The sequence below is a fragment of the Coleofasciculus sp. A1-SPW-01 genome, from assembly GCF_040217205.1.
Classification (GTDB): domain Bacteria; phylum Cyanobacteriota; class Cyanobacteriia; order Cyanobacteriales; family Coleofasciculaceae; genus Coleofasciculus; species Coleofasciculus chthonoplastes_A.
In genome coordinates this window covers 1-22752 of the sequence record NZ_JAVJNP010000042.1, presented here as the reverse complement: position 1 = coordinate 22752, position 22752 = coordinate 1, and the positions used below count along the sequence as shown (strand labels likewise).

Below are 22752 nucleotides of genomic sequence, written 5' to 3'. Positions count from 1 at the left end.
GGTTACGGCGGATATCAAATTATCGGGTTGTTTCCTGGATTTAATTCCGCCTAACCCACCCTACATTGATGGTTAAGGGTTTCGGTCTTGTGCAGCAAGCCCTAAATAGGGGAAAGGTCGTCGAGTGACGAGGAATGGCTCGATCCGCCCGTTGACTCCAAGCCAGGTGTACTATCACAGAATGTTGCCGGGGTTAACAAAATGTTGGAAATCTTAAGAAAATTTGTATCCTAGAAGGATATAGCACTTTAATTTTGATAACGCACCGGTGCAAGAAGACTTCCGACTGATTATCGACTTCGTATCTGTTCTGGCGTCAGCAGCGGCTGGCGGACTCTTGGCATCCTTATGCCGTCAACCCCCGCTCTTGGGCTATATCGTCGGGGGTATGATTGTGGGTCCGGCGGGTTTGGGTCTAATTAAAGAGGTGATCCAAATTGAAACCCTGGCTCAGTTTGGTGTGGCATTTTTGCTCTTTGCCCTAGGGGTGGAATTTTCCCTGGCGGAACTGAGAAAAGTGCAAAAGATTGCTCTGGGCGGTGGTGGACTCCAAGTGGTACTGACTATTTTAGTTACCACATTAGTCTCTTTGGGCATGGGTTGGGTCATGTCTCCCGTCCAAGGGGTGTTTCTTGGGGCAACTTTGTCGTTGTCATCCACGGCGGTGGTTCTCAAATGCCTGATGGAACGCAATGAAACCGAAACCTCCCACGGGCAAGTCATGCTGGGGATTTTGGTGGTGCAAGATTTGGCATTGGGATTAATGTTAGCAGTACTCCCGGCTTTAGACCAACCCACTGAAGTGATTGGTATAGCCGTAGGACTTGCCCTATTGAAAATTGGTCTATTTGCGGCGGGTGCCATTGCTGTAGGAATATGGTTGATTCCGTCGTTATTACGATTCCTTGCCCGTACCGAAAGCCGAGAGTTATTTTTACTCGGAGTTGTGAGTTTATGTATGGGAATTGCCCTATTGACGGAAGAGTTGGGACTCTCGATTGAAATGGGGGCGTTTGTGGCGGGGTTAATGATTTCTGAGGTGGAATATGCCGATCAAACCCTAACTTATGTCGAACCCCTGCGCGATGTCTTTGCTGCCCTATTTTTTGCGGCGATTGGGATGCTAATCGATCCGATTTTCCTGTGGACTAACCTGGAATTAATTTTGGGATTGGTTTTACTGGTTTCGGTGGGTAAAGCTTTAATTATAACACCAATTGTCAAAATTTTTGGCTATCCCTTAAAAACAGCAATTCTGGCAGGTTTGGGGTTAGCTCAAATTGGGGAATTCTCGTTTGTGTTAGCCAGTGAAGGACAAACGTTGGGATTAGTGCCTCGCCCGGTGTATCTATTGATTTTAGGGACAACGGCGGTGACGTTAATTGTGACACCGTTTCTCTTACGATTAACACCCTTGGCATTGAACTGGTTAGAGAATTTTCCGCCCTTACAACGGTATTTTGAACCGATGGAAACTCCGAAAGCCGTATCACTGAATAGCCAACAGCTAAAAGATCATGTGGTGATTTGTGGGTATGGAAGCAGCGGTAGCAATTTAGTGCGACTGATGCGAGAACATGATTATCCTATCGTAGTGGTTGAGCAGTCAGAGCAGGTAATTGGGCAATTACGAGACGCAGGAATTCCTTATGTTTACGGCAATGCGGCTAGTTTACACGTTTTGGATAAAGCTGGGGTAGAACGCGCCAGATCCATGGTGATTGTCTTGGCTGACGCTATGAGTAGCCGATTATGCTTGAAGCGATCGCTAGAATTAAACCCCAATTTAGATATCGTCGTGCGGGCGAATAAGGATCGGGAGATCGAACTGCTGTACCAACTGGGGGCGCGAGAGGTGGTGCAACCAGAGTTTGAGGCATCTTTGGAGTTAGCGACGCATTTGATGTCAGGAATTGGTGTACCCAATTGGGTGATTCAGCAGGAAATGGAAAAAATTCGCAGTTCCCATTATCTGGATTTGCGCCCCGAACAACCTCAGTCTCAAATTGCCCGCGATTTACGGACGGCGGCTGAGATGATGAATAGTAAGTGGTATGATTTGCCAGAGAATTCTCCACTGACAGGTATGACGTTAGAACAAGCCGATATTCGCCGCTTAACCGGGGTTAGCTTGGTGGCTATTCGTCGGGCTGAGGGTGAGGAAATCGATTATCCCGATGCTGGAGTGAGTTTGGAGGAAGGTGATCACCTTTTAGCGGTGGGTGAACCCGATGAACTGTCTGCCTTTAAGAAATTGGCAGAGGGGGAAATGACAAATCCTGCCACCAGTAGTCCCTGTCAATGGGTGTTGGTTCCTGCAGAAAGTCCAGCCCACGGAAAAAACCTGTCCCAACTCCATTGGCGGCGTCAATATGGGATTCAGGTGCAGGCAATCCGTCGAGAAGGGAAGTTTATCCCTTTTCCCGATGGGAATGCCGAAATTCGAGCGCAAGATCACCTGCTATTGTGTGGCGGAAGTTATCCCCTAAATCAATTACAGGAGTGGTTAACACCCCTGCCTGATAGTAGTATCACCGAGGTTCCGCTTCATCAAACTCTGACGAATGACCAATGACGAATGACCAATGACACCTGAGTCAGGGCGGGTTTAGTTACATCTGGTTGCAACCGAAAAGATAGTCGTGAAACCCGCCCCTACAGAGACGCCACATACCGTGAAAAGTCAGGATGAATGACGAATAACCAATGACGAATGACCAATGACAAATTAGGCAAATTCAAAGGGATTATCGGCACTCTCCTCTGTTTCTGAATCTGAACTTTCTACCGTTTCATAACTCTCTGCTGTTTCAGAACTCGCCACGGCAGACTCTTGGCGTACTTGGAGGGATCGATTCATGCCACCGCCTCCTTTGGGTTTAATATAGGCGATCGCATGATACCAAATAATAATCGGCTGCTCCTGTTCATCTAGAATACATAAGCAGGATGTGTCTTGCCAGCGCACTCTGCCTGTAAAGATTTCATTGGTGATGAGTTTCAGTTCAACCTCTTGGGCTTCTCGAATCAAGCTTTGTAGTTGACGAACACTGGGTAGATTGGTGGCCAATTCACTCATAATTAGATGGTTAAGCGGGAGACAATAATGGAATTTGAATTTACAAAGTACCACGGTTTGGGGAATGACTTCATTCTGATTGATAATCGGTCAAAGCCAGACCCGCTAATCACTTCAGAGCAAGCCGTGCAATGGTGCGATCGCAACTTTGGCATCGGTGCTGATGGGGTGATTTTTGCCCTACCAGGACTTGAGGGTACTGACTATAGTATGCGGATTTTTAACGCCGATGGCTCGGAACCGGAAATGTGTGGTAATGGGATTCGCTGTTTGGCGCAGTTTTTAGCGGATTTACAGGGAATCACCGATTCAAGGGAGTATCGGATTCATACCTTAGCTGGGGTAATTACGCCGAAACTGGAAGGCAATGGCAAAGTTAGGGTGAATATGGGGATGCCTCAGCTTTTGGCATCTCAAATCCCCACAACTTTGGCTCAAGGGGATCAAAAGGTGATTGATGTTCCCTTAGAGGTGGGCGGGAAGAGTTGGCAGGTTACTTGTGTGAGCATGGGCAATCCTCACTGTATCACCTATGTAGAAGACGTGAGTGCTATTCCCCTAGAACTCATTGGTCCTCAGTTTGAGCATCATTCCGTCTTCCCCAAACGAACCAATACCGAATTTATTCAAGTGGTGCGCCCCGATTATATCAAAATGCGGGTATGGGAACGGGGGGCTGGAGCCACCTTAGCTTGTGGTACGGGGGCTTGTGCGTCGGTAGTTGCAGGGGTACTGACAGGAAAATGCGATCGCACTTGTACGGTGGAACTTCCTGGTGGCTGTTTGGAGATTGAATGGTCAGAGGTTGATCAACGAATTTACATGACTGGACCAGCGCAGCGAGTGTTTACGGGTACGATGGAGTGATTGCGATCGCTCAACGGAACAAGTTAGCTCAGTATGAGCGGGGCGAGTCGAGACAATGAATGCCTTTCCCCTTAAGGATAGTTCCGCGACTCACCCCTACTGGCATGGCACAGCTAAAATGGTGGGATAGGTTGTAGGTTGGGTTGACGCCAGGAAACCCAACAGAATCTAGGGATAAGGTTCTCTTACTACAAGCCGGAGCGATCGCGTAACCCAACAGGTTAACCTGGAGTTGGGGGGAGATCTATAAGCGTTGATCGGCGCTAAAGCGCAACTACAAGCGCAACTACAAGCGCAACTACAAGTATGACTGTTTTTTGCTCTCAGTTACACCAGCGATTAGCAACTCCTCTGAAAATTGGTTCGTTTGAAGTTAAGAGTCGCGTTCTCCAGTCTCCTCTGTCTGGTGTTACGGATTTGGTATTCCGTCGTCTGGTGCGCCGCTATGCGCCAGAGTCGATGATGTATACGGAGATGGTTCATGCAGCCGGATTGCATCATGTCCAGGGTTTATCCAAAATCATGGACGTTGATCCGAATGAAAAGCCGATTAGTATCCAGTTATTTGACTGTCGCCCCGATTTTCTGGGAGAAGCCGCCCAGAAAGCTGTAGCGGAAGGTGCGGATACGGTGGATATTAATATGGGATGTCCGGTGAATAAAATTACTAAAAAGGGAGGGGGTTCATCGTTACTGCGAGAACCGGAAACGGCGGTGGCGATTGTCCGGGCGGTGGTGGAGGCGGTGTCTGTTCCGGTTACGGTGAAGACGCGGATTGGTTGGAGTGATGACGAGATTAATATCCTCAATTTTGCCCAGCGCATGGAAGAGGCGGGGGCGCAAATGCTAACGTTGCACGCCCGTACCCGCGCCCAAGGGTATAAGGGTGAGGCAAAGTGGGAGTGGATTGGTAAGGTTAAGCAGATTCTGTCTATTCCCGTTATTGCCAATGGAGATATTTTTTCGGTGGAATCAGCGGTGAGATGCTTGGAACAGACGGGGGCGGATGGGGTGATGTGTTCGCGAGGAACATTGGGATATCCGTTTTTGGTGGGAGAAATTGACCATTTCCTGAAAACGGGGAAACAGTTAGCACCACCGACTCCGGTAGAACGGTTAATCTGTGCCAAGGAACACTTACATGCGTTATGGGAGTATAAAGGCGATCGCGGCGTTCAGCAAGCCAGAAAACATTTGGCGTGGTATACTAAGGGTTTTGTGGGAGCCAGCGACTTGCGAGATCAGCTAAGTCGCATTGAAACGGTGGAACAGGGGGTGACGTTGATTGACACTGCGATCGCGAAGTTGTAATCTGGGCATGATGGCAAGCCAAGTTCAGTCCTGTCTCACCGGATAAGGGGACAGGCTTGTTCCCTTAGAAATTAATCGCTACTATGGCAACAGTCGTTAAAATATTTCAGATAAATGTGTCCAACGATGCCATTGATGGGCAGATAAAGTAATGCAAAACCAAACGTAAAATAGAGATGTATCGGTAGGGTTAAGCCACACTAGCTGTTTCCCGTACAAGTGGGGAAGAGTGAGCGCAAACCTCACTATAAAAGCCGTAAAGGGAAAGACTACGAGTACCTTGAAAGCATCTCTGAGCGCCCATTTAAGGGAATGAGTGAAGCCGTCTCAGTTACTTTTGAATTACTGTTTGATCCAGGGAGTGTAGTCTAAGCACAGTCACGATTGATCAGTATCGCTGCTGGTCTAAATACGCTAATTTTGTTAGAGATTGAATTGGATGATAATTATCATCCATTATGTACTGTACGCTAGAAGGAGGATATAGTATGACCCAAGTGGTTGTAGGCGAAAATGAAGGAATTGAGTCAGCGCTGCGCCGATTTAAGCGGCAAGTGTCCAAAGCAGGAATTTTTGCAGATATGAAGCGCTTGCGTCACTTTGAGACGCCGATTGAAAAGAAAAAGCGCAAAGCAGTAGCTAGACGACGTAAGCGGCGAGTCCGCTAAGCAATTTCTTAATACCTTTTTATCCAAATAGACATTCCCATCGCGATTTCGGTGGTGGATTCGCAAAAACCACAGGAATAGTTTGTCAGCCGCCAGTTAGTCCTGACGGCTGATTGAAGTATTTTATCCCTTTTTTCCACCAAAACTCATATCATGTCTGGTTGAATACTTACACTTTGGTGAAGACAAGGCAGAAGGTTCGCCGGGAAGGAGGAAGGGGACAAGGTAAAAGCATTTACCTCTGTTTTATAACAATCCCACAAAATGAAGTGGTCCTTGACCACTAATTAACTCCAAAACTAAAGCGAGAAAGCCAATCATCGCCAAACGACCATTCCAGACTTCAGCCGCCGTTGTCATACCCCATTCCCAACGTTCTTGGGGATACATCTTAACTTTTTTGCTGGGACGCACAACTTCGGCAAATGTTCGTGGCGGCGTGTTTAAGGCATCTACGACTAAGGTGGCGAGGGATTCAATAAAAATGGGATGGGTATTGAGTGCTGGAACTCGCTGGAAGTTGTGAATTCCAGCTTCTTCGGCGATTTCCCGATATTCAATATCAACTTCTTGTAACGTTTCAATATGTTCAGATACAAAGCTAATCGGGACAACCAGCAAGTCTTTGACTCCTTGATTCCCTAATTCTTTCAGTGCATCTTCAGTGTAGGGTTGCAGCCACTCCACAGGACCCACCCGACTTTGATACGCCAGGGTATGAGCGTTGGGGCGATTGAGCGTCTGCATAATTAGATCTGTGCAATGTTCAATCTCTTGTTGGTAGGGGTCTCCAGCTTCTGTGACATAGCTGCTGGGAACACCATGAGCGCTGAAGAAAATATGAACCGCGTCAGGATGATCAAACCGTTGCAGTTCCTGATCAATTAAGTCTGCCATGGCTTGCAGGTAGCCCGGTTCTTGATACCAAGAGGGAATGACTGTGTATTCCAGTTGGTTGAGTTTAGCATCGTCCTGCCAAAGTTGTTCCAGAAGCCGGAAGCTGGAACCACTGGTACTGATGGAAAATTGGGGGTATAGAGGTAAAATGACTAGGTGTTCAATGCGATCGCGTTTAACATGGGCGATCGCTTCCTCGGTGAAGGGATGCCAGTAACGCATACCCACATAGATATTCGCCTCTTGCCCCTGCTGCTTTAACGTCTCCTGTAAAGCTTGGGCTTGGGCTTCAGTAATGTGCCGCAGCGGTGAACCCCCACCAATTTGGCGGTAATTCTCTTGCGACTTCTTTGCCCGCATTGTCGAGATCAACCAAGCCAGGGGCTTTTGCATCCACGAAAATGGCAGGCGAATAATTTCGGGATCGGCAAATAGATTAAAAAGAAAGGGGCGGACATCTTCTAAATTATCCGGTCCACCTAAATTAAGTAATAATACCCCAACACGACCCATAGCAACCACGGCATTCCAAATATTTCATATTTGTTACTGATTTTAACAATATATGCTGGTAATGGTCTGAGTTTTCCGGAAAAAATCTAGATTCTTGATCCTACCAGAACTATGGCAACCGTATTAAGACCGTTGAGTTATAAGTATCAGTGGCTATATGACACGATTTCTCGATTAGCCGCCACCAGTGTGGGTGGAGAACGGCGATTCCACCATCTGCCTTTGCACGGCTTAACAATTGACTCAGAAACGCAAGTGTTAGACCTTTGCTGTGGCGGGGGTCAGGCTACCCGCTTTCTGGTGGAGTATTCCCAGAATGTCACAGGACTGGATGTTTCACCCTTATCGCTGCAACGCGCCGAAAAGAACGTGCCTCAAGCGAAGTATGTAGAAGCCTTTGCCGAGAATATGCCGTTTTCGGAGAATCAGTTTGACCTAGTGCATACAAGTGTAGCACTCCATGAGATGCCACCGTCAGTGTTGCAGCAAATTCTTAGGGAAGTGTATCGGGTGCTGAAACCGGGTGGTGTGTTCGCGCTGGTGGATTTTCACAAGCCGACTAATAGTTTATTTATGCCGGGAGTCGCCCTGTTTCTCTGGTTATTTGAAACGGAAACGGCGTGGCAGTTATTGGAGACGGATTTGGTGAGATTGCTTAAGCAGACAGGGTTTGCCTCCTGTGAACAGCACCTCCATGCGGGGGGGAGTTTACAGGTGATTCAGGCAAAAAAGTGAGCAGGAAAAGCAGGGTTTGTAGGGGCGGGTTTAGGGACTTTCGTTTGGCTATGGATAATAACGTTTGTGCAAAACCCGCCCTGACCTGACTTGCCGAGTTAAGGTAGCAAGCTGAGCTGGGCGAATGGAATTCGCAGCTACACAAACAAAGTCCGCCTTCGCGGACTTACAACTTGCACTTTATCGAAAACGAATAGAAGCAGTTTTTTACATATAGCAGTAGACACATCGATTAGGACTTTCGGCACCATTGTAGAGACGCGCCATGGCGCGTCTCTACATAAATGATGTGTCCTAACCGCTATGGCGGTTGCTATATCAACGCGATTTATTACCACTAGAACATCGGTCAAGAAATCTGGTTTCTTTGGGTGAAAGCTTGATATTTCGTTGTCATCCTTACGAAAAACCTGGTTTCTCATAATGCTTTACCGACACTATAGGAATGATTTAATTAATCAGTTAGTCAATAATTCCTACTTGGGAATTATTGATTTATGTCGATGATGAATCGGCTTATTTCTGATGTAATTAGCTACCTGGTCAAGATTATCATGGCTAACAGTGAATGCGCCGTAGCTGCCTTGCCATTTGAAGAATTCTCCTGGCTTAATTTTATGGGTAACTAAATGAGAAGAACTTCCTTTAACTTGTTTGATTAAGTCGGAAACCGCTATAGTAGGGAGAAAACTGATTAATAGATGTACATGATCTTCAATACCGCCCAAGGAAATAACTGTACATTTTAGCTGTTGGCATTCCCCAATAATTGCTGCATAAACTGCCTCCTGGATATCGCTCGTAAGCAAAGGCAATCTATCCCAAGTTGCCCAAACACAATGAAGATACAACTGGGTAAAATTAGACCTCATATTTCTTGAACCCGTCCTTTGGTCGAGACCTGATATATAACCTAGTCCGCGAAGGCGGACTTCGTTTGTGTAGCCGCGATTTCAATCGCCCCCTGAACCGAACCATCGCCCCCTGAACCGAACCATCGCCCCCTGAACCGAACCATCGCCCCCTGAACCGAACCATCGTCCCCTGAACCGAACCATCGCCCCCTGAACCGAACCATCGCCCTCACGTCGTATACTCGGCATTAATTTTCACATAGTCATAACTCAAATCACAGCCCCACGCCTTACCCGTACCTGGTTCATTGCCAATACTGACCGAAATTAAAACGGTATCCTCTTTCAAATACGCCCCAGTCGCGGCATTTTTCAAATAAGCACTCGCCGCATCTCGGTCAAAGGGTAAAGGTTGACCTTTATCCATTAGCACAAAATCCCCCATCTGAATCCGCAAGGCTTCTTGGGAAAAGGGGACACCTGCACGCCCCGCTGCGCCCGCTATTCTTCCCCAGTTGGGATCACGACCAAATATGGCAGATTTCACCAGGGATGAACCCGCAATCGTTCGGGCAATTTGACGCGCTGCTTGATCATTGGGTGCGCCTGTAACCTGTACTTCCATCAAACACGTCGCCCCTTCGCCATCTCGTGCGATCGCCTTGGCTAAATGTTGGCATACCGCCGTCAGCATCGCCTCTAGCTTTTCGGCATGGGGTCCCATTTCTGTAATCGCTGAGGTGCGAGATTGACCATTCGCCAAGGCAATCAGGGTATCGTTGGTACTGGTATCCCCATCGACGGTAATTTGATTAAAGCTTTTATCCGCCGCCCGACTTAACATTTTTTGCCATAACGGTGTAGCAACCACCGCATCACAGGTAACAAACGCCAACAGTGTTGCCATATTCGGGTGAATCATCCCTGAACCCTTGGCAATCCCGCCAATTCGTACCGGGCGATCGTCAATCGTGGTTTCCAAGGCAATGGATTTTGTCACCAAATCTGTAGTAATAATCGCTTGGGAAGCAGCATTGGAACCCAGTTCTGATAAGCCTTCCACCAATTGAGGAATTCCGGCGAGGAGGGCATCCATGCGAATACGCTGTCCAATCACACCCGTGGAGCCTAATAAGATAGACTCTGGAGCAATATTCAAGGCTTGTGCCAATGCCTTCGCCGAGTCCAAAGCATCTTGCCACCCGGCTTCCCCGGTTGCCGCATTCGCTTGACCAGCGTTCACTAGAATAGCACGGGCGCTGGCTTTTTTTCGTAAACGCTGGCGACAATAGGTAACAGGCGCTGCACAAACCTGATTCTGGGTAAAGACTCCGGCTGCGATCGCCTCAATATCCGATACAATCAATGCTAAATCTGGCAGTCCTGAAGGCTTAAGTCCAGCTACTATTCCAGATGCACGATATCCTCTAGGTGCTGTGACGCCACCTGTAATTTCCTGCCAGTCTGACATGATTTTTTTACCTCAACCCTGGTAGTGGTTCGAGTAGCGATTATATCAACACTCAGGGTCAATAATCGGTAAATTTCACTTTTGTGCTGTAATAGCTGCGGAAGACCCAGAAAATCTTAAATATACATGGGTACGATTTGAGGGAGCTAAAAAATCGTGGAAATTACCAAGGAATACCAACCATGGTGAATCCTGCCCAATAATAGGGATGGGATAGTTCAGAATCATTCAGGTTTTTCAATTGGTGCGGTAGGCTGACGGTTATATCTGTTCCCACCAGTTGACCCGATTCAATCCGCACCTCTCCCCGCAGCATGGCAATTTGGGCTTGTTGCAGGGCTTTGGCTTTGATGGTAATTTCGTCTTTGCTCAGTTGGGAATAAAATCCTGTCATCAGGGCTAATGTGCCAGCATCGTTGACTTTCCAGAGACTGGCGAGGGCGGATTTGACCCCGGCTTGTACGGCTAAACCTGCAAATCCCATCTCGGCATTTTCATCGCCGACAGCGGTTTTACAGGCGCTGAGGGTTAAGAGTTCCACGGTGGGCGGGGCGTACCATTCGACGAGTCTGAGTTCCTCTAATCCGAGTTTCTGGTTCCACAGTTGGATGTAAGCGCCTTTACCGCCGTCTGGGGGAAAGTCGGCGTGGGTGGCGAGGTGAACGATACTATAGGGGTTTTGGCGGCGTTGAGTGCGGAGGTTATCCAGGGTAAAGTCTTGGTTTTGGAAGGAGTCACCTGTCCATAAGTTGCCGACAATGGTGGATAATTCTAGGGGAACAGAGGGTAAATCGTCTTGGGTGGAATTGGAAAAGTCGTCTATTCCCATGGCTAAAACTTGAGCGTCTTTTAGGGTTTGATAACGGGTATCGGTGAGGCTGAAGCTGGGAACAAACCCGATACTATAGTTTTCAACTAGAAACTGTTGTCCGTCGTGGAGGGCGGCGAGGGGAATTAGGCGTAATCCGGTATCCATGGAGAAGATGAGGGTATCGATTTCTAGGTGTTCGATTTCATTTTCTAGGGGAGCAAGTAGCCATTTGTAGAGGGTTTGAGCGGTGGGTAAATAGGCATGGCTGGTGTTATTGTTAATCGCGTGGTTGAATTTATTTAATTCTTGCTTTAGTTTTTGGCGGTTGATATTGGGGATGGTTTTAGGGATGGGTGGGGTGTCGGGGGTGACTAAAACGAGTTGCAGTTGGTCGGGAAAGGCGCGAACATAGATAACCACGGCTCGTTGTCCGGTTTGACTTTCGATGGTTTTTAGGGTTTCGCGTAGGTTTTCGGCGGTGATTTCTTTATCGGTGATATTTTCGCCGAAGTAGTCTTCATATTGGTCTTCAAAGAGTTGGTCAATTTCGCCAACAATATCATTGGGTTGGTTGACGGGTAGTGGTGGGAGGGGGTTGTTAACGTTGAGATTGATAGATTGTTCGCCCGGAAATTCCCAGCTAATATTGTAGTTTCCGGTTTCCGGGTCTGGGATAATACTGGTGGCTGCGCCTAAAGTATCCCCAACCCGAAGGGCTAACGACTCAATGGGATTTTGATCTAAGTTTAGTTTGGGTGTGGGTTCTGGCACAGGGATGGGCGTTGGCGGTAGAGGTACAGCGCCCAGAATGGATATAATTTGAATGCGGTCTTGATCCTGTTTGTGGGTAAAGAAATACTCTTCGGTAGGGGCAATTGTCTGGATGGAAGCGTCATCACCTCTGGTAATTGCTGATTCTGTGCCGTTGATATCAGGATTTCCGACAATAAAGGGGATCTCACCATTTCCACCGTGACGGATAATAATCCTGCCACCATCCCCACCACCAGCCGTAGAAATACTGGCATTGATGCCATTTTGGTCGGTGAAGGAGTCGGTGGCTTGGAAATAACTGGGGGTGGTAATATCTACATCTCCGCCGCTACCATTCCCCAGACTTTGGGCGTTAATCTGGCTGACTTTTATATTGCCACGGGCGTTGAGGGTAATATCACCGCCATCATTAAGGTTAGAGGAATCAAGAATATCTGTTTCAATTTGTCCGCTATTGCTGGTAAGGGAAATGCCTCCTGGTGAAGTAATCGTTTCGGTTTTGATGTGTCCGTTGGTGCTAGTGAGAGCAATGCTTTCTGGAGAGGTGAGGTTATCCGTGATGATGTTATTGACGGTTGTGATATCGATACCTTGAGGATTATCTGTGATGTTGCCTTGGACAGTTAAACTGTTGAGGGGGGTTGAGTTGCCAACGATATCGCTAAATTGAATAATGCCATTTTCGGTTGTCAGGGTAAGATTTTGAGTCCCGTTAACGGTATCTTGGAAGCTGATATTACCTGTACCGGAAATAGTGACAGCAATATCATCGGCTAGGTTAACTGCACCATCAAAAGTAATCGAATTTTCATTGGTTTCGATATTGCCTTTGGTAGTAATGGTATTCTCGGCAGTGATCTGAATTTCTCCACCTGTGCTGGAGAATGAAAAGGCATCAATTTGAGCGGCGGTAATGTTGTTAGCTGCATCAAGGCTGATATTACCACCCGTACCAAATGCTGAGGCGGTGATGAGTGCGCCTTGGCTGGTGTCGATGTTAGCGTTTTCGCTAGTAATGGTGATGTTTCCACTATTGCCACTGAAGCCACTGATAAAGGTAGTAATTTCACCAGTAGAAATATTACTCGGTGCAAACAGAGTGATATCACCGCCATTATCACCGCCAGCCGCGTTGATAATTCCAGCCGTGGTATTGATAGTAGCGCCGCTAATTAGTTGAATCGAACCCCCATCCAATTTGGCATTTGAGCTGATGTCACTGGTGATAATATCACCGCCAGCTCTCAGGGTAATGTTGCCACCACTTTCAGTATCAATAGAGGAGCTATCAATGCCTGAATTGACAGTAATTGAACCATTATGACTGATGATTTCTACTTCACCTGCACTGGATGCGCCAGTAACAGAAATAGGGTTTTGGCTACTGCTAATTCTACTGCTAAATTCAAAAGCCGTACCCGTACCTTGACCGACAAATGACGCGACAGAATCGAGGGTAATATCCCTAGCAGCTTCAAGGTACACTGTACCGCCTTGTGCATCAAGAGCTGTAGTGCCTTCTTGACTTTGAGGATAAGCGTAGCTGCGAATTCCTTCGTTGGGAATAGATATAGAGCCGTTGTAACTGATAATCCTAACATTTCCACCATTCGAGTTGCCGTCAGCAGCTAAAGGTTCAGGATTAGGGTTAGAAGGAATAGGCTCATCATCACCATCAATGAAAGTGAAACCTACTACTTCAAAGATTGCTCCACTAAATGAACTAACACCCTGATTGATGGTTATGTCGTCCTGAGCTTTGAGATTAATATTGCCGCCATTAGCATTTCCATTATGGTAGTCATTGCCACCAGAAGTATTTAAGGAATCAGCGATGATGCTTCCTCCGCTAGTAAGGCTAATATCCCCACCACTGTTTTTGCCTGACCTTGTGCTGAGACCACCTACAGTAATATTACCTCCAGCAGTAATGTCAATATCTCCCATGTCACCTTTCCCGTCGCTATCCCTTAACTGAATATCTTGAATGGAGATATTTTGATTGGCTATTAAGGTAATTGAGGCATTGTAAACTGCTTCAATATTACCAGTTCCCGTAATCGAACCTCCATAAATCGTCACTGGGTAACGGAATTGTATGGGCAGAGTGTCGCCTTCAACTTCAGTAAATTGCCGTTCTTTAATATTAACAATACCACTTCCATCAGGACGCCCAATCATGATAGAGTTAAAGTCATTTGAAAATAAGAAGGTAGATAACTCCTTGGTTATAATAGTTAGCGTATCTGCGCCACTATCGGTTAAACCTCCAAAAGTAATATTTTGACTAGGATCTGAGGGCTGAATCAAAATATTTCCAGTACCTCTTACCGACCGAGTATCTCCTATCAAGTCAATTTCATTTCCCGTCAATATAATGTCACCACTGCCTGTATTGATTCCTGATACTGTCAGGTTCTGACTAGCATAAAAATCAACCGAACCATCTTCTGTTTGAATGTCTGCTAGGAGAATCACTGTCCCCGCTTCATTTGGGATAGTTATTTCCGATTCTTTTAGCTGAGTTTCCACCGTCTCAGCACTTCCCGTCAGCAGCGTTGCTAAATCCAACGGCGAAACCGGAAGCAACATCCCCTCATTATCCCGTGGCGGTTCTATTTCCAAACTCAATAACTGTCCCGGTTGACTAATCCTGACCAAACGTTCCCCCGGAACCGCCGCAACTGTCAGATTTCCTCCCGGTGCAGCCAATTCCCCGGTGCTGATAACAGTACCCCCCAGTAGCGTTAAATTATGCCCTTCTGTTACCGCCAAATTCCCCGCATTAATCACACTTCCCGGTTGCGCTAAATCAAAGGCAAAACCACTGGAATTTCCGACTAAATCCTGATACTCATTCCCGCCAAAGGCATTAAACCAATTTCCCTCGCCAAAACCAATCCCTGTGGCTGTTGTGGCTGTAAAATCTGCTGGGACATTCAACCACGCATTTTCCCCAAACACAATCCCCGCCGGATTCATCAGAAATAAATTAGAATTACCCCCAGTTACTTGAATTAGACCATTAATAATGGAAGCATTACCGCCAACCACCCGCCCGAAAATATTCCTAATCTCAGGATTGGATACAAAGTTAGCAGTCTGACCCGCATCTAATCCAAAGTCCTGGAAACTATGGAATAAATTTGCTCCATCTTCTGAAAGCGTGTTGCCTTCAATATTAAATTGATTGCCATCAACATTAACCGTTGTCGCAGTTCCATCGGTTTCTGGCGTAATTGATTGAGCTTGCACCCATGGGCTGCTAAAGGGTGTGAATAGAGCAATGGCGGCTATCCATCGGCTAATTCTTTTGATGGCTGAGTGGTTGGTTTTGAGTAAATGCGATACCTGATTTATAAACATAGTTTGCCTCTCTTTTTAAGAGTATTTTTAATAAAGCGGTTGGTCAATTAATCAGGGGATATGAGTCCTCATCTGTGTCAACTTAAGCTCAGCCCCCTCTCCCACGCCAGCCCTCACCCCCAGCCCCTCTCCCAAGCTTGGGAGAGGGGAGCAAAGACTCCGGTTCCCCTTCTCCCCACGGAGGGAGAAGGGGTTAGGGGATGAGGGGGAAAATGTCGAGGAGTAGATAGACACAGCTTAAAACCTTACCAGCATTGGTTTTCTACCTTAAGTTGAAACGGATGCTCCCTAGCCCTCCCCTACAAGGGGAGAGAAGCGGAATATAGTTGTTATTTTTAGGGGCTTCCGGCTTCCCCTTCCGTGCAAAAAAAATGTGAAAATTATCATTCATTAATTAAGTCCCCCAACGTGGTTTCTAACTGTTTCACCCGTTCCCCATCTCCTAACCGTTGATAGACATCTAACGCTAAATTAAACGAACGAATCGCGGCATCGTTTTGATCTAATGCCAACTGGGTTTGTGCCAACCCCTCTAATGCAGCGGCTTGTTCTTCGAGATCATTGGCATCAACTAACGCCACGGCTTTGGTATAGTAAGTATTAGCTTGGGGAACTAGCGCCAACTCATATAAATAGAGTTCCCCTAAACGGCGATAAATCGGGGCTGATTCCACCCCAGTAGCGACTAACTCTTCTAATAACGCGATCGCAGCGGCAATCAGGTGGTTCTCTGCATATAGCTGAACCTGTGCCAGGGCTTTGGCTGAGTCTTCCCAGTCTTGTTGGCTAATTTCGGCGGCTTTGTCGCGCACAATCTCAGCTTGAGTGTGATCGAGTACAGTAAAATGAAGTCCTCCCGGTCGAGAGGGTTCGTCTAAGGATGACGCCCCTGGGTTAGCTTGGATGATGGCTAAATATTCAACACCGGGATTCAGGGGTGACTCCCCCGAATAAACCACTTGCGTCTCACTCACCTGCGTAGTCCAATTTGCCACTACCTCACCCTGCGGCGTCACCCCCTCTACCGTGACGGTGTAACTCGTCGCCCCCGGTACCCGATTCCAGCGTAGCGTCGGTTGTGTAGTCAGTAATGCGGTGCGACGGGGACTAATCAGGTAAGGAATAGGCGCATTACTCCAAGCAATTTTATCACCGCGATCGGGACAATCTACCAAATTGCTGTTACATTTATCCTCCTCAGTTTCCCTGGCGCAGCGATTCAACTGGGTTTCCCCTGCTGATACCAACCATGGGGTTGAATCCGCACAGTACACCAAAACTTGCGCCCCGTTTGTTGTCAGCAGTTGATCGCCGGGATACAGAGAAGTTCCTGGACTTGGCGATAAGATACTACCATGCGATCGCTCGATTTGTACCTCACCTTTAATTTGAATAATTTGTCCGTTGGCAAGTCTCCCGGCTGTGGCTAAAGCGATACCCATTTTCCAACGTGGTGCTGTTAACCCAATCGTCGCCAGTAAACTTAGACTTATTGCCATAAACTGTTGACATTTCATCAATTTCCCCCGGTTTCTAAACGTTGGTTTGCCCAACTAATACAGTCATGTTGTTCGGGAATGCGATGTTGTGAGTAGTGCAGTGTATTCTCCCAAGCTGTCAGCGCCGCTTGTTCTCTCCCCTTTGCTTCTAAAACTTGAGCCAAGAGACAGTGGGAATGTGGGCTATCGACTTCTAATTCAATCGCTTGGCGCAAATTTTTCTCCGCTGCAATTAGATTCCCTTCCTTTAATAATATCCAACCTAAATTTTTTAAGCAGGCGGCTTTGACCGCCTCATAGTCCGTCAATTGTAAACATTGATGAATCGCTGATAACGCCTCTCTATGGTTATCATCAATAATCTGCAAACGAGCCACTTGTGCATAGCCTTCGGGAAGTCCCCGTAGCGCTGCCCGTTGGTAGCCTTGAAAGGCACAGTTCACATCATGCAAGTCTTTATCACAGAGATAGGCTAAATTGTAGTGAGCAATGGCATAACTGGGATTAAACCAAGTAGCAATGCGGTAGTAAATTTGAGCTTGCCAAAGCTGCCCATTTTTGTGCTTGTCTACGCCCAATTGATCCAGAGACTCAGCTATCCAATCCCCGGCTAAAACATAACTGCTGATACAGCCAAATACTAGGATTGGAGTCAACTTAATTAACCCATTTAAAGCGGGACGAAATAATCGGAATTTGGGAGTAATAGCAGCATCAGCAACCCGACTCGGCAACTGTCCAGAACCCCGCAATTCCGGCAACGTTAGCGGTTTCACCGCCGGATGCTGGCAAATCACAGGCAACCAACTCGCCCCCGGAAACCGAGACTCTAATCCTTTCAATCGTTCCCGCGCTTGTCGTACTGCCAAATGAAAGGGTTCTCCCCAAGCAAAGTCTCGCAAAAAATACTCTAAAAAAGCTTGAGCCACCGCATCAACAACAGGTTCCCGCATAGCAATGGTTGGCGGTAAGGGAATCCGGGCGGCGGCTAAATCTCGTACCAATCCCAACCCATCACAGGAGTTAAAAATAACCAACTGTAATCCGCGCTCAATTGCCCGATTCAGGGCTTCTTGTAACTCGTAAATGGTTAAACTATTATGCTGTGAATGTTGATTAATAAAAATCCGTCCATTTTGGGCATTCTCATCACTAACGCTATGTCCAGCAAAGACTAAAATATCCCACCCTGCTTGCCACAGTTGATCATTCAATTCCTCGCGTTCCGGTTCCACCAGCAACGTCGCCTCTACCCCCGGTAACTGTCGCAACAGACGCCAATCTTTCTTAAGATTAAGTCCAGCACTATTCCCCAGAATCACTAACAATTTCACTGCTGCACCCGCAGGCTTAAACCGTTGCCGAATTGGGGCGGGATAGTTAGAACTACTCAAACAAACTTCAGCATAAGGGAAATCCTGTTTCGCCAAACTCCAGAGATGCCAAGGCAGTCGCCATACCTGATCAGTATCACTTTCAACAATTATCTGAACCCGTTGACTCGGACTTAATTGAGTTCTCAATTGCGACTCAATCCCATGAAATCCCGCCGCCGCCAACCACCCATTAAAACTCGCTTCTAACCGCTGACTAATCTCACCAAACGCCCCATCAGAAATATTGGTAATCCCAGAAGGGGCAACTTCGATGGGGGAACGTTTATTCTGGCGATAAAGTAACTGATAAAGGAGTCGCCAATTGGTATAAAGTTGCGGAATTTCCGGTGCTGGAGGCAACGAACCACTCATTTGCATCCCCAGATTACCCGGTTGTCCCAACCGCGCTGTAACTGAAGGAAATCCCTGATTAAAATCCCCTTGTCCTAAATTTAAGACGACTAACTCACTCATGGCAGTAATGGGGGGAAAATCAGACAACAAAGGATTCGGTGATGCTGATTTCACCCAGAATCACTTGTAGACTAAAATGAGTTCCAGGTTCAACTTTAAAGGGTCGCAATTGAATACAGACATCTTGACCTCTCGATTCCACCTCTTGGAGAACCTCTCCCGGATCAGACTGTAAAATAAGTTTCAGGTGAGGGGACAAATACGACTCACCCATCGCCGGATAGACTTGCACAAAGAGACTAATTCTGCCATCCGTTTCCTGGGTTAATGCCACCAGCAGGGCAATCATTTTGGTTCCCAATTGTAGCCCCAAATCCAGCAACTTTGCCCGCATCACATCAGCTTCTGGCAGTAATTGTAGTCCCCGTTCTCCCCTAGGGTTTATCGAGGCTAACTCGCCCCTAAATTGGGGTTGTAGATTAGATTTAGCGCCAAAGAACTGTTCAATCGCCTGCCACCCTTCATCAAAAATCTGCTCAAACCATTGACCCAAATTCAACTGAGAAACCGGGCGCTGAGGGGATGAAGGGTTGGTGGTTGTTTCCAGTAAGGATTCTACATCTTGCCAATCGGTTTCAAAGACATTTTCTAACCACTGACTCAGGCGAACTTGCGGTTGTGCCAGACTGTCGAGATGGTCTAATAAAGCATCGACAGATTCCAGTTGATGCCAGAATAATTCACCCGTACCCGCCGTTTTAGTAAATCCCAGAAGTGTGGCTCTTTTTGTCTGTTGATTAATGTCTACAACAATATAGCCAATGCGTTCATCTTGCACTTCCAGGGGAATCGGGCAGAGTGGCACAGTGGAGGATTGAATCGATGTCTCCAAGTCTTTAATGATTTCTGAGAGAACCGGGCGACATTCCAATTTACCCAATCCCTTTACCATCAAATCAGCCACATCTTCACACATCCGTACCACTGGATTCCAGCTATCACTTTGCTGCAAGTTGGTGTCAATTCCCATTAATTGTAAATAGTCATGCACCGCCTGTACTGCCAGGGTATTCAGATAAACCTGTTCAGATTTTTGTGGATTGGGAATTGCCGCCGCAAATTGTTCAGCCGTCTGAATGGCATGGCGGGTAATTGGCATGGGTAAGACTGTTTCATTGAGCATTTGCAGGTTAGCCATAATAGGTTACACTCCGTCCCCGAAGTCGGGAACTAGAAATAAACTGAACTCTTTTAGGATGTCTAAACATTAGCGATAAATAAAGGCAAGCTTTTCACCCTCATCCCCTAACCTCTTCTTATCCCCCCTCTTCCCTTTTTAGATCCCCCTCTTCCCTTTTTAGATCCCCCTCTTCCCTTTTAGATCCCCCTCCCGTCCCCCTTCAAAAGGGGGAAGCCAGAGGATGCTTCGCTTTTTTTGCACGGGGGGTAAAAGAAGGAGAACCAGCACAGAAGAACGCTTCTAGCATCACAGAAAAGAATACCCTCTCCCCCAGCCCCTCTCCCCTGGTGGGAGAGGGGCTGGGGGAGAGGGGGTTTTAAGTGGACACGGATGAGTAACATAGCGCGTTTGGGAGTTGAATAAACAAACAAATAACCAATTACAAATACCCCTGAGATTCAGCAAATTGTCGCAAACGAGGGCGGCATTGTTTTTTGTAAAAGCCAGCCAACGTTGGCAGGGAACAGTTAAACTCATCGGCTAGGGTTTTCCAACTGGTTTCTGGCGGTAAGCGACGCAGAATTAACACTTGACAGGTTATATCCGGACGTCCTTTAATATGAACGCTACTTAACTCCCCATCCGGATCAGTTTCTACCCAATAGCGGGTTTCTTCTAGAATCGGGGGAATATCAGGATCAGCCGCAATATTTTCGATAAAGTTAAGGGTTTCCTGTTCATCAGATTGAGGAAAAGTTCGCCATTTCTTCTCTACTTGCGCCTGCGATCGCAAATCTTGCAGCCGCCGCTTAAGATACCAATTCAACCAAGTCGTAACACTCCCGCGACTGGGGTCATACTGCCCGCCTCTGGGGGCTTCACAGAGATTCCGGCACAGATGTTGCCACATCATTTGCAGCGCATCTTCATAATACGGTGCGTAGCCCCGCCAAAGCTTACCGGATTTGTGAATCAGCCGAATCAGCTGACTTAACCCTTTTCGTCGCTGGCTGCTATTCGGGGGATGCTTGCAGGTTTCCCGAACAAGCTGACTCATTTGTTCCTCGATAGTCTGACGATGACTCGACTCTAAATCCCCAGGTTGGTTGTCGGGTAAGCGGTTATCAGACGTTGACGGGTTGAACTCTTCAGTCATAACGCGCCTCATGATTCGATGCAAACCTGTCCCTACTCTTAGTTATCCCTTAGAATTGAAAATTTTTTGTCGAATCCTCAAATTTTCTGGGGGTTAGTGTGAAGTTTTCTAAAAAAAACGGCATATAGACAAAAAAGAGAGACCTAGTAAATGACAGGTAAACAGAAAGATTTCACCGCCAAGGAAACGTAGAGACTCCTGCGGTGGAACCTCTGGCAGATGGGGAAGGGCTGTAGAGACGTGATGCCAGAAGCGTCTGGAAAGAACCATCACCCTCTGATACCTTTTGATACCTTTTGATACCATCTGCCAGAAATAAGGCGATTGAACTTGATACCTTGCGGGGGGTTCTGAAGCCAAAAACTCCGTTCTAATGAACTTAGTTCTCTATCGTAATTTTAAGGAAACGAATTCTATGAACCGTTTAGATATAGCGACAAGCAAACCGACAGCCACTCAACCGTCTCCAGCATCCAGCACCAAGGCGCGATCGCACAATAGTGTTTTCCGATGGCTGACGAGTTTTTGGAATGGTTTATTCGGGTCAAAATCACCCCCTGATCACCAATCCCTGGATGACAAGTCTCCCGTATTGCTACAAGCGTTTATCCTCGAACCCATGTATACTCCCAGTGGTTTGGTGGATGGCATCGATGAGACACCCGACTTAGCGACAATGGATATTGATACCCCTGAACTCCCAGAATTGGGTGAAGAGTGGGATATCTCAGATGAGGATAGTCAAACCTTTAGCAATGGGGATGGGGATGTCGATGTAACCCCAGAAGATGCTGATAGTAGTGCTGAAATGACGCCAGAAACGCCACTGTTAACGGATCAACTGGAAGACATTCCCTTTATCAATCCCACCTTTGAGTCTGGCACATTCACCGTCGGTGAAACTGGGGAAGTAAGTATTGATTTCCTCTTTGATGGTGGGGGATATGAAGGTGAACTGGCTATCTTTAGCTTAGATGGCATGGATGAATTTGAACCGGGTTCAGAAGAATTTATCCAGGAAGCCGCCTCTCGTGCGTTGAGTGATTCAGAATTAGGTCATGTGGTGATATCTGACCAAACTGAGGGGGCGCGGTTCGTTGGGGAATTAGGAGAAAGTGACCGAAATTCTGGAGAGTATTTGGGAGTTAAAACAGTCCAAATGCGTCCAGGGGATGAGTTTGGTTTCATGCTGGTTCCCAATAATACAGTGCAACGGGTGTTTGATAATCCGGATGTGGGAGGGGCGGCGCGTCCCCTATTTTCCATGGCGACGGCGAATCCAGATGATGCATTTCATGTGGGGCAAATTGCCGATGTCACGGGGGATGGAAGTACCTTTGTGATGGAAGATTTGCGGGTGGATACGAAGTCGGATGGGGATTATAACGATGTTATTTTCCAAGTGCGCGGGGCGACGGGTGAAGCGGCTTTAATAGATGAGGTGATTGAGTCTGGAAAGGATTGGCGGGAGACGGATTTGGGTCAAGCGTTGATTGATTATGCCAGACCTTATATTACTCCAGATACGCCTGATGATGGCGGACTCTTAACCGATGAATTGGTCGGGGAATCCCCAACCGATGACATCCCAGTCGATGAGGGTGAAATTGTTACCGAACCGACGACTGATGAGTCAACGGATGTTGTTATCGATGAACCTGTTAACACCAGTGAAATTATCACCGAACCGATAACAGATTCTGCACTCGCTGAACCTGTCCAGTATGAGTTTCCTCCAGAAAATCAGCCGTTAGTCGGCATTATTGATACAGGTTTCAGTG

At 47.1% G+C, this 22752-nt stretch carries 15 protein-coding genes; 6 read left to right on the top strand and 9 right to left on the bottom strand.

The features are described from left to right. Positions 1–268: 268 nt before the first annotated feature. On the top strand, positions 269–2575 hold the full coding sequence (locus RH949_RS07005) for a cation:proton antiporter domain-containing protein (RefSeq protein ID WP_446352355.1): 2307 nt from the start codon (positions 269–271) through the stop codon (positions 2573–2575). 153 nt (positions 2576–2728) lie between these two features. Here RH949_RS07005 and RH949_RS07000 read toward each other — a convergent pair whose 3' ends face one another. Further along, the gene (locus RH949_RS07000; protein WP_446352354.1) at positions 2729–3079 is read right to left on the bottom strand and encodes an Hfq-related RNA-binding protein; all 351 of its coding nucleotides are present in this window, start codon (positions 3077–3079) and stop codon (positions 2729–2731) included. Positions 3080–3106: 27 nt separating this feature from the next. Here RH949_RS07000 and dapF point away from each other — a divergent pair, with 27 nt between their 5' ends. The 3 genes from dapF (at position 3107) to rpsU (ending at position 5925) form a co-directional block, all read left to right on the top strand. After that, on the top strand, positions 3107–3946 hold the full coding sequence (gene dapF, locus RH949_RS06995) for a diaminopimelate epimerase (RefSeq protein WP_446352353.1): 840 nt from the start codon (positions 3107–3109) through the stop codon (positions 3944–3946). Positions 3947–4252: 306 nt separating this feature from the next. Further along, a complete protein-coding gene (gene dusB / locus RH949_RS06990) occupies positions 4253–5257 on the top strand; it encodes a tRNA dihydrouridine synthase DusB (RefSeq protein ID WP_446352352.1) in 1005 nt (334 codons plus the stop codon). 488 nt (positions 5258–5745) lie between these two features. Next, the gene (gene rpsU, locus RH949_RS06985) at positions 5746–5925 is read left to right on the top strand and encodes a 30S ribosomal protein S21 (RefSeq protein ID WP_006098158.1); all 180 of its coding nucleotides are present in this window, start codon (positions 5746–5748) and stop codon (positions 5923–5925) included. Between the two features lie 246 nt (positions 5926–6171). Here the strand turns inward: rpsU and hemH are convergent, their stop codons facing one another. Continuing rightward, the gene (gene hemH, locus RH949_RS06980; RefSeq protein WP_044204244.1) at positions 6172–7335 is read right to left on the bottom strand and encodes a ferrochelatase; all 1164 of its coding nucleotides are present in this window, start codon (positions 7333–7335) and stop codon (positions 6172–6174) included. 111 nt (positions 7336–7446) lie between these two features. Here hemH and RH949_RS06975 point away from each other — a divergent pair, with 111 nt between their 5' ends. Continuing rightward, positions 7447–8070, top strand: a complete 624-nt coding sequence (locus RH949_RS06975; protein ID WP_006097929.1) for a class I SAM-dependent methyltransferase — start codon at positions 7447–7449, stop codon at positions 8068–8070. A gap of 476 nt (positions 8071–8546) precedes the next feature. Here RH949_RS06975 and tnpA read toward each other — a convergent pair whose 3' ends face one another. The 7 genes from tnpA to RH949_RS06940 form a co-directional block, all read right to left on the bottom strand. After that, positions 8547–8942: an IS200/IS605 family transposase gene (tnpA, locus tag RH949_RS06970; RefSeq protein WP_446352351.1), complete on the bottom strand. Its 396-nt coding sequence runs from the start codon at positions 8940–8942 to the stop codon at positions 8547–8549. Between the two features lie 211 nt (positions 8943–9153). Next, on the bottom strand, positions 9154–10395 hold the full coding sequence (gene argJ / locus RH949_RS06965; RefSeq protein ID WP_446352350.1) for a bifunctional ornithine acetyltransferase/N-acetylglutamate synthase: 1242 nt from the start codon (positions 10393–10395) through the stop codon (positions 9154–9156). Positions 10396–10558: 163 nt separating this feature from the next. After that, positions 10559–15346: a CHAT domain-containing protein gene (locus RH949_RS06960; protein WP_446352349.1), complete on the bottom strand. Its 4788-nt coding sequence runs from the start codon at positions 15344–15346 to the stop codon at positions 10559–10561. 383 nt (positions 15347–15729) lie between these two features. After that, entirely contained in the window at positions 15730–16863 is a 1134-nt protein-coding gene (locus RH949_RS06955; protein ID WP_446352348.1) for a hypothetical protein, read from the bottom strand. Beyond that, positions 16863–18749, bottom strand: coding sequence for a CHAT domain-containing tetratricopeptide repeat protein (locus tag RH949_RS06950; RefSeq protein WP_446352347.1), 1887 nt, complete (start codon positions 18747–18749; stop codon positions 16863–16865). The genes RH949_RS06955 and RH949_RS06950 overlap by 1 nt, the downstream gene beginning before the upstream one ends. After that, positions 18715–19833 carry a DUF1822 family protein gene (locus RH949_RS06945; protein ID WP_446352346.1) on the bottom strand — a complete coding sequence of 373 codons (1119 nt, stop codon included), beginning with the start codon at positions 19831–19833 and terminating at the stop codon, positions 18715–18717. The genes RH949_RS06950 and RH949_RS06945 overlap by 35 nt, the downstream gene beginning before the upstream one ends. A 421-nt stretch (positions 19834–20254) precedes the next feature. Continuing rightward, complete coding sequence (locus tag RH949_RS06940) at positions 20255–20971, bottom strand: sigma-70 family RNA polymerase sigma factor (protein ID WP_446352345.1); 717 nt, start codon at positions 20969–20971, stop codon at positions 20255–20257. Positions 20972–21386: 415 nt separating this feature from the next. Here RH949_RS06940 and RH949_RS06935 point away from each other — a divergent pair. Continuing rightward, positions 21387–22752, top strand: a 1366-nt coding sequence (locus tag RH949_RS06935) for a DUF4114 domain-containing protein (protein WP_446352344.1), incomplete at its 3' end; no start/stop codon positions are given.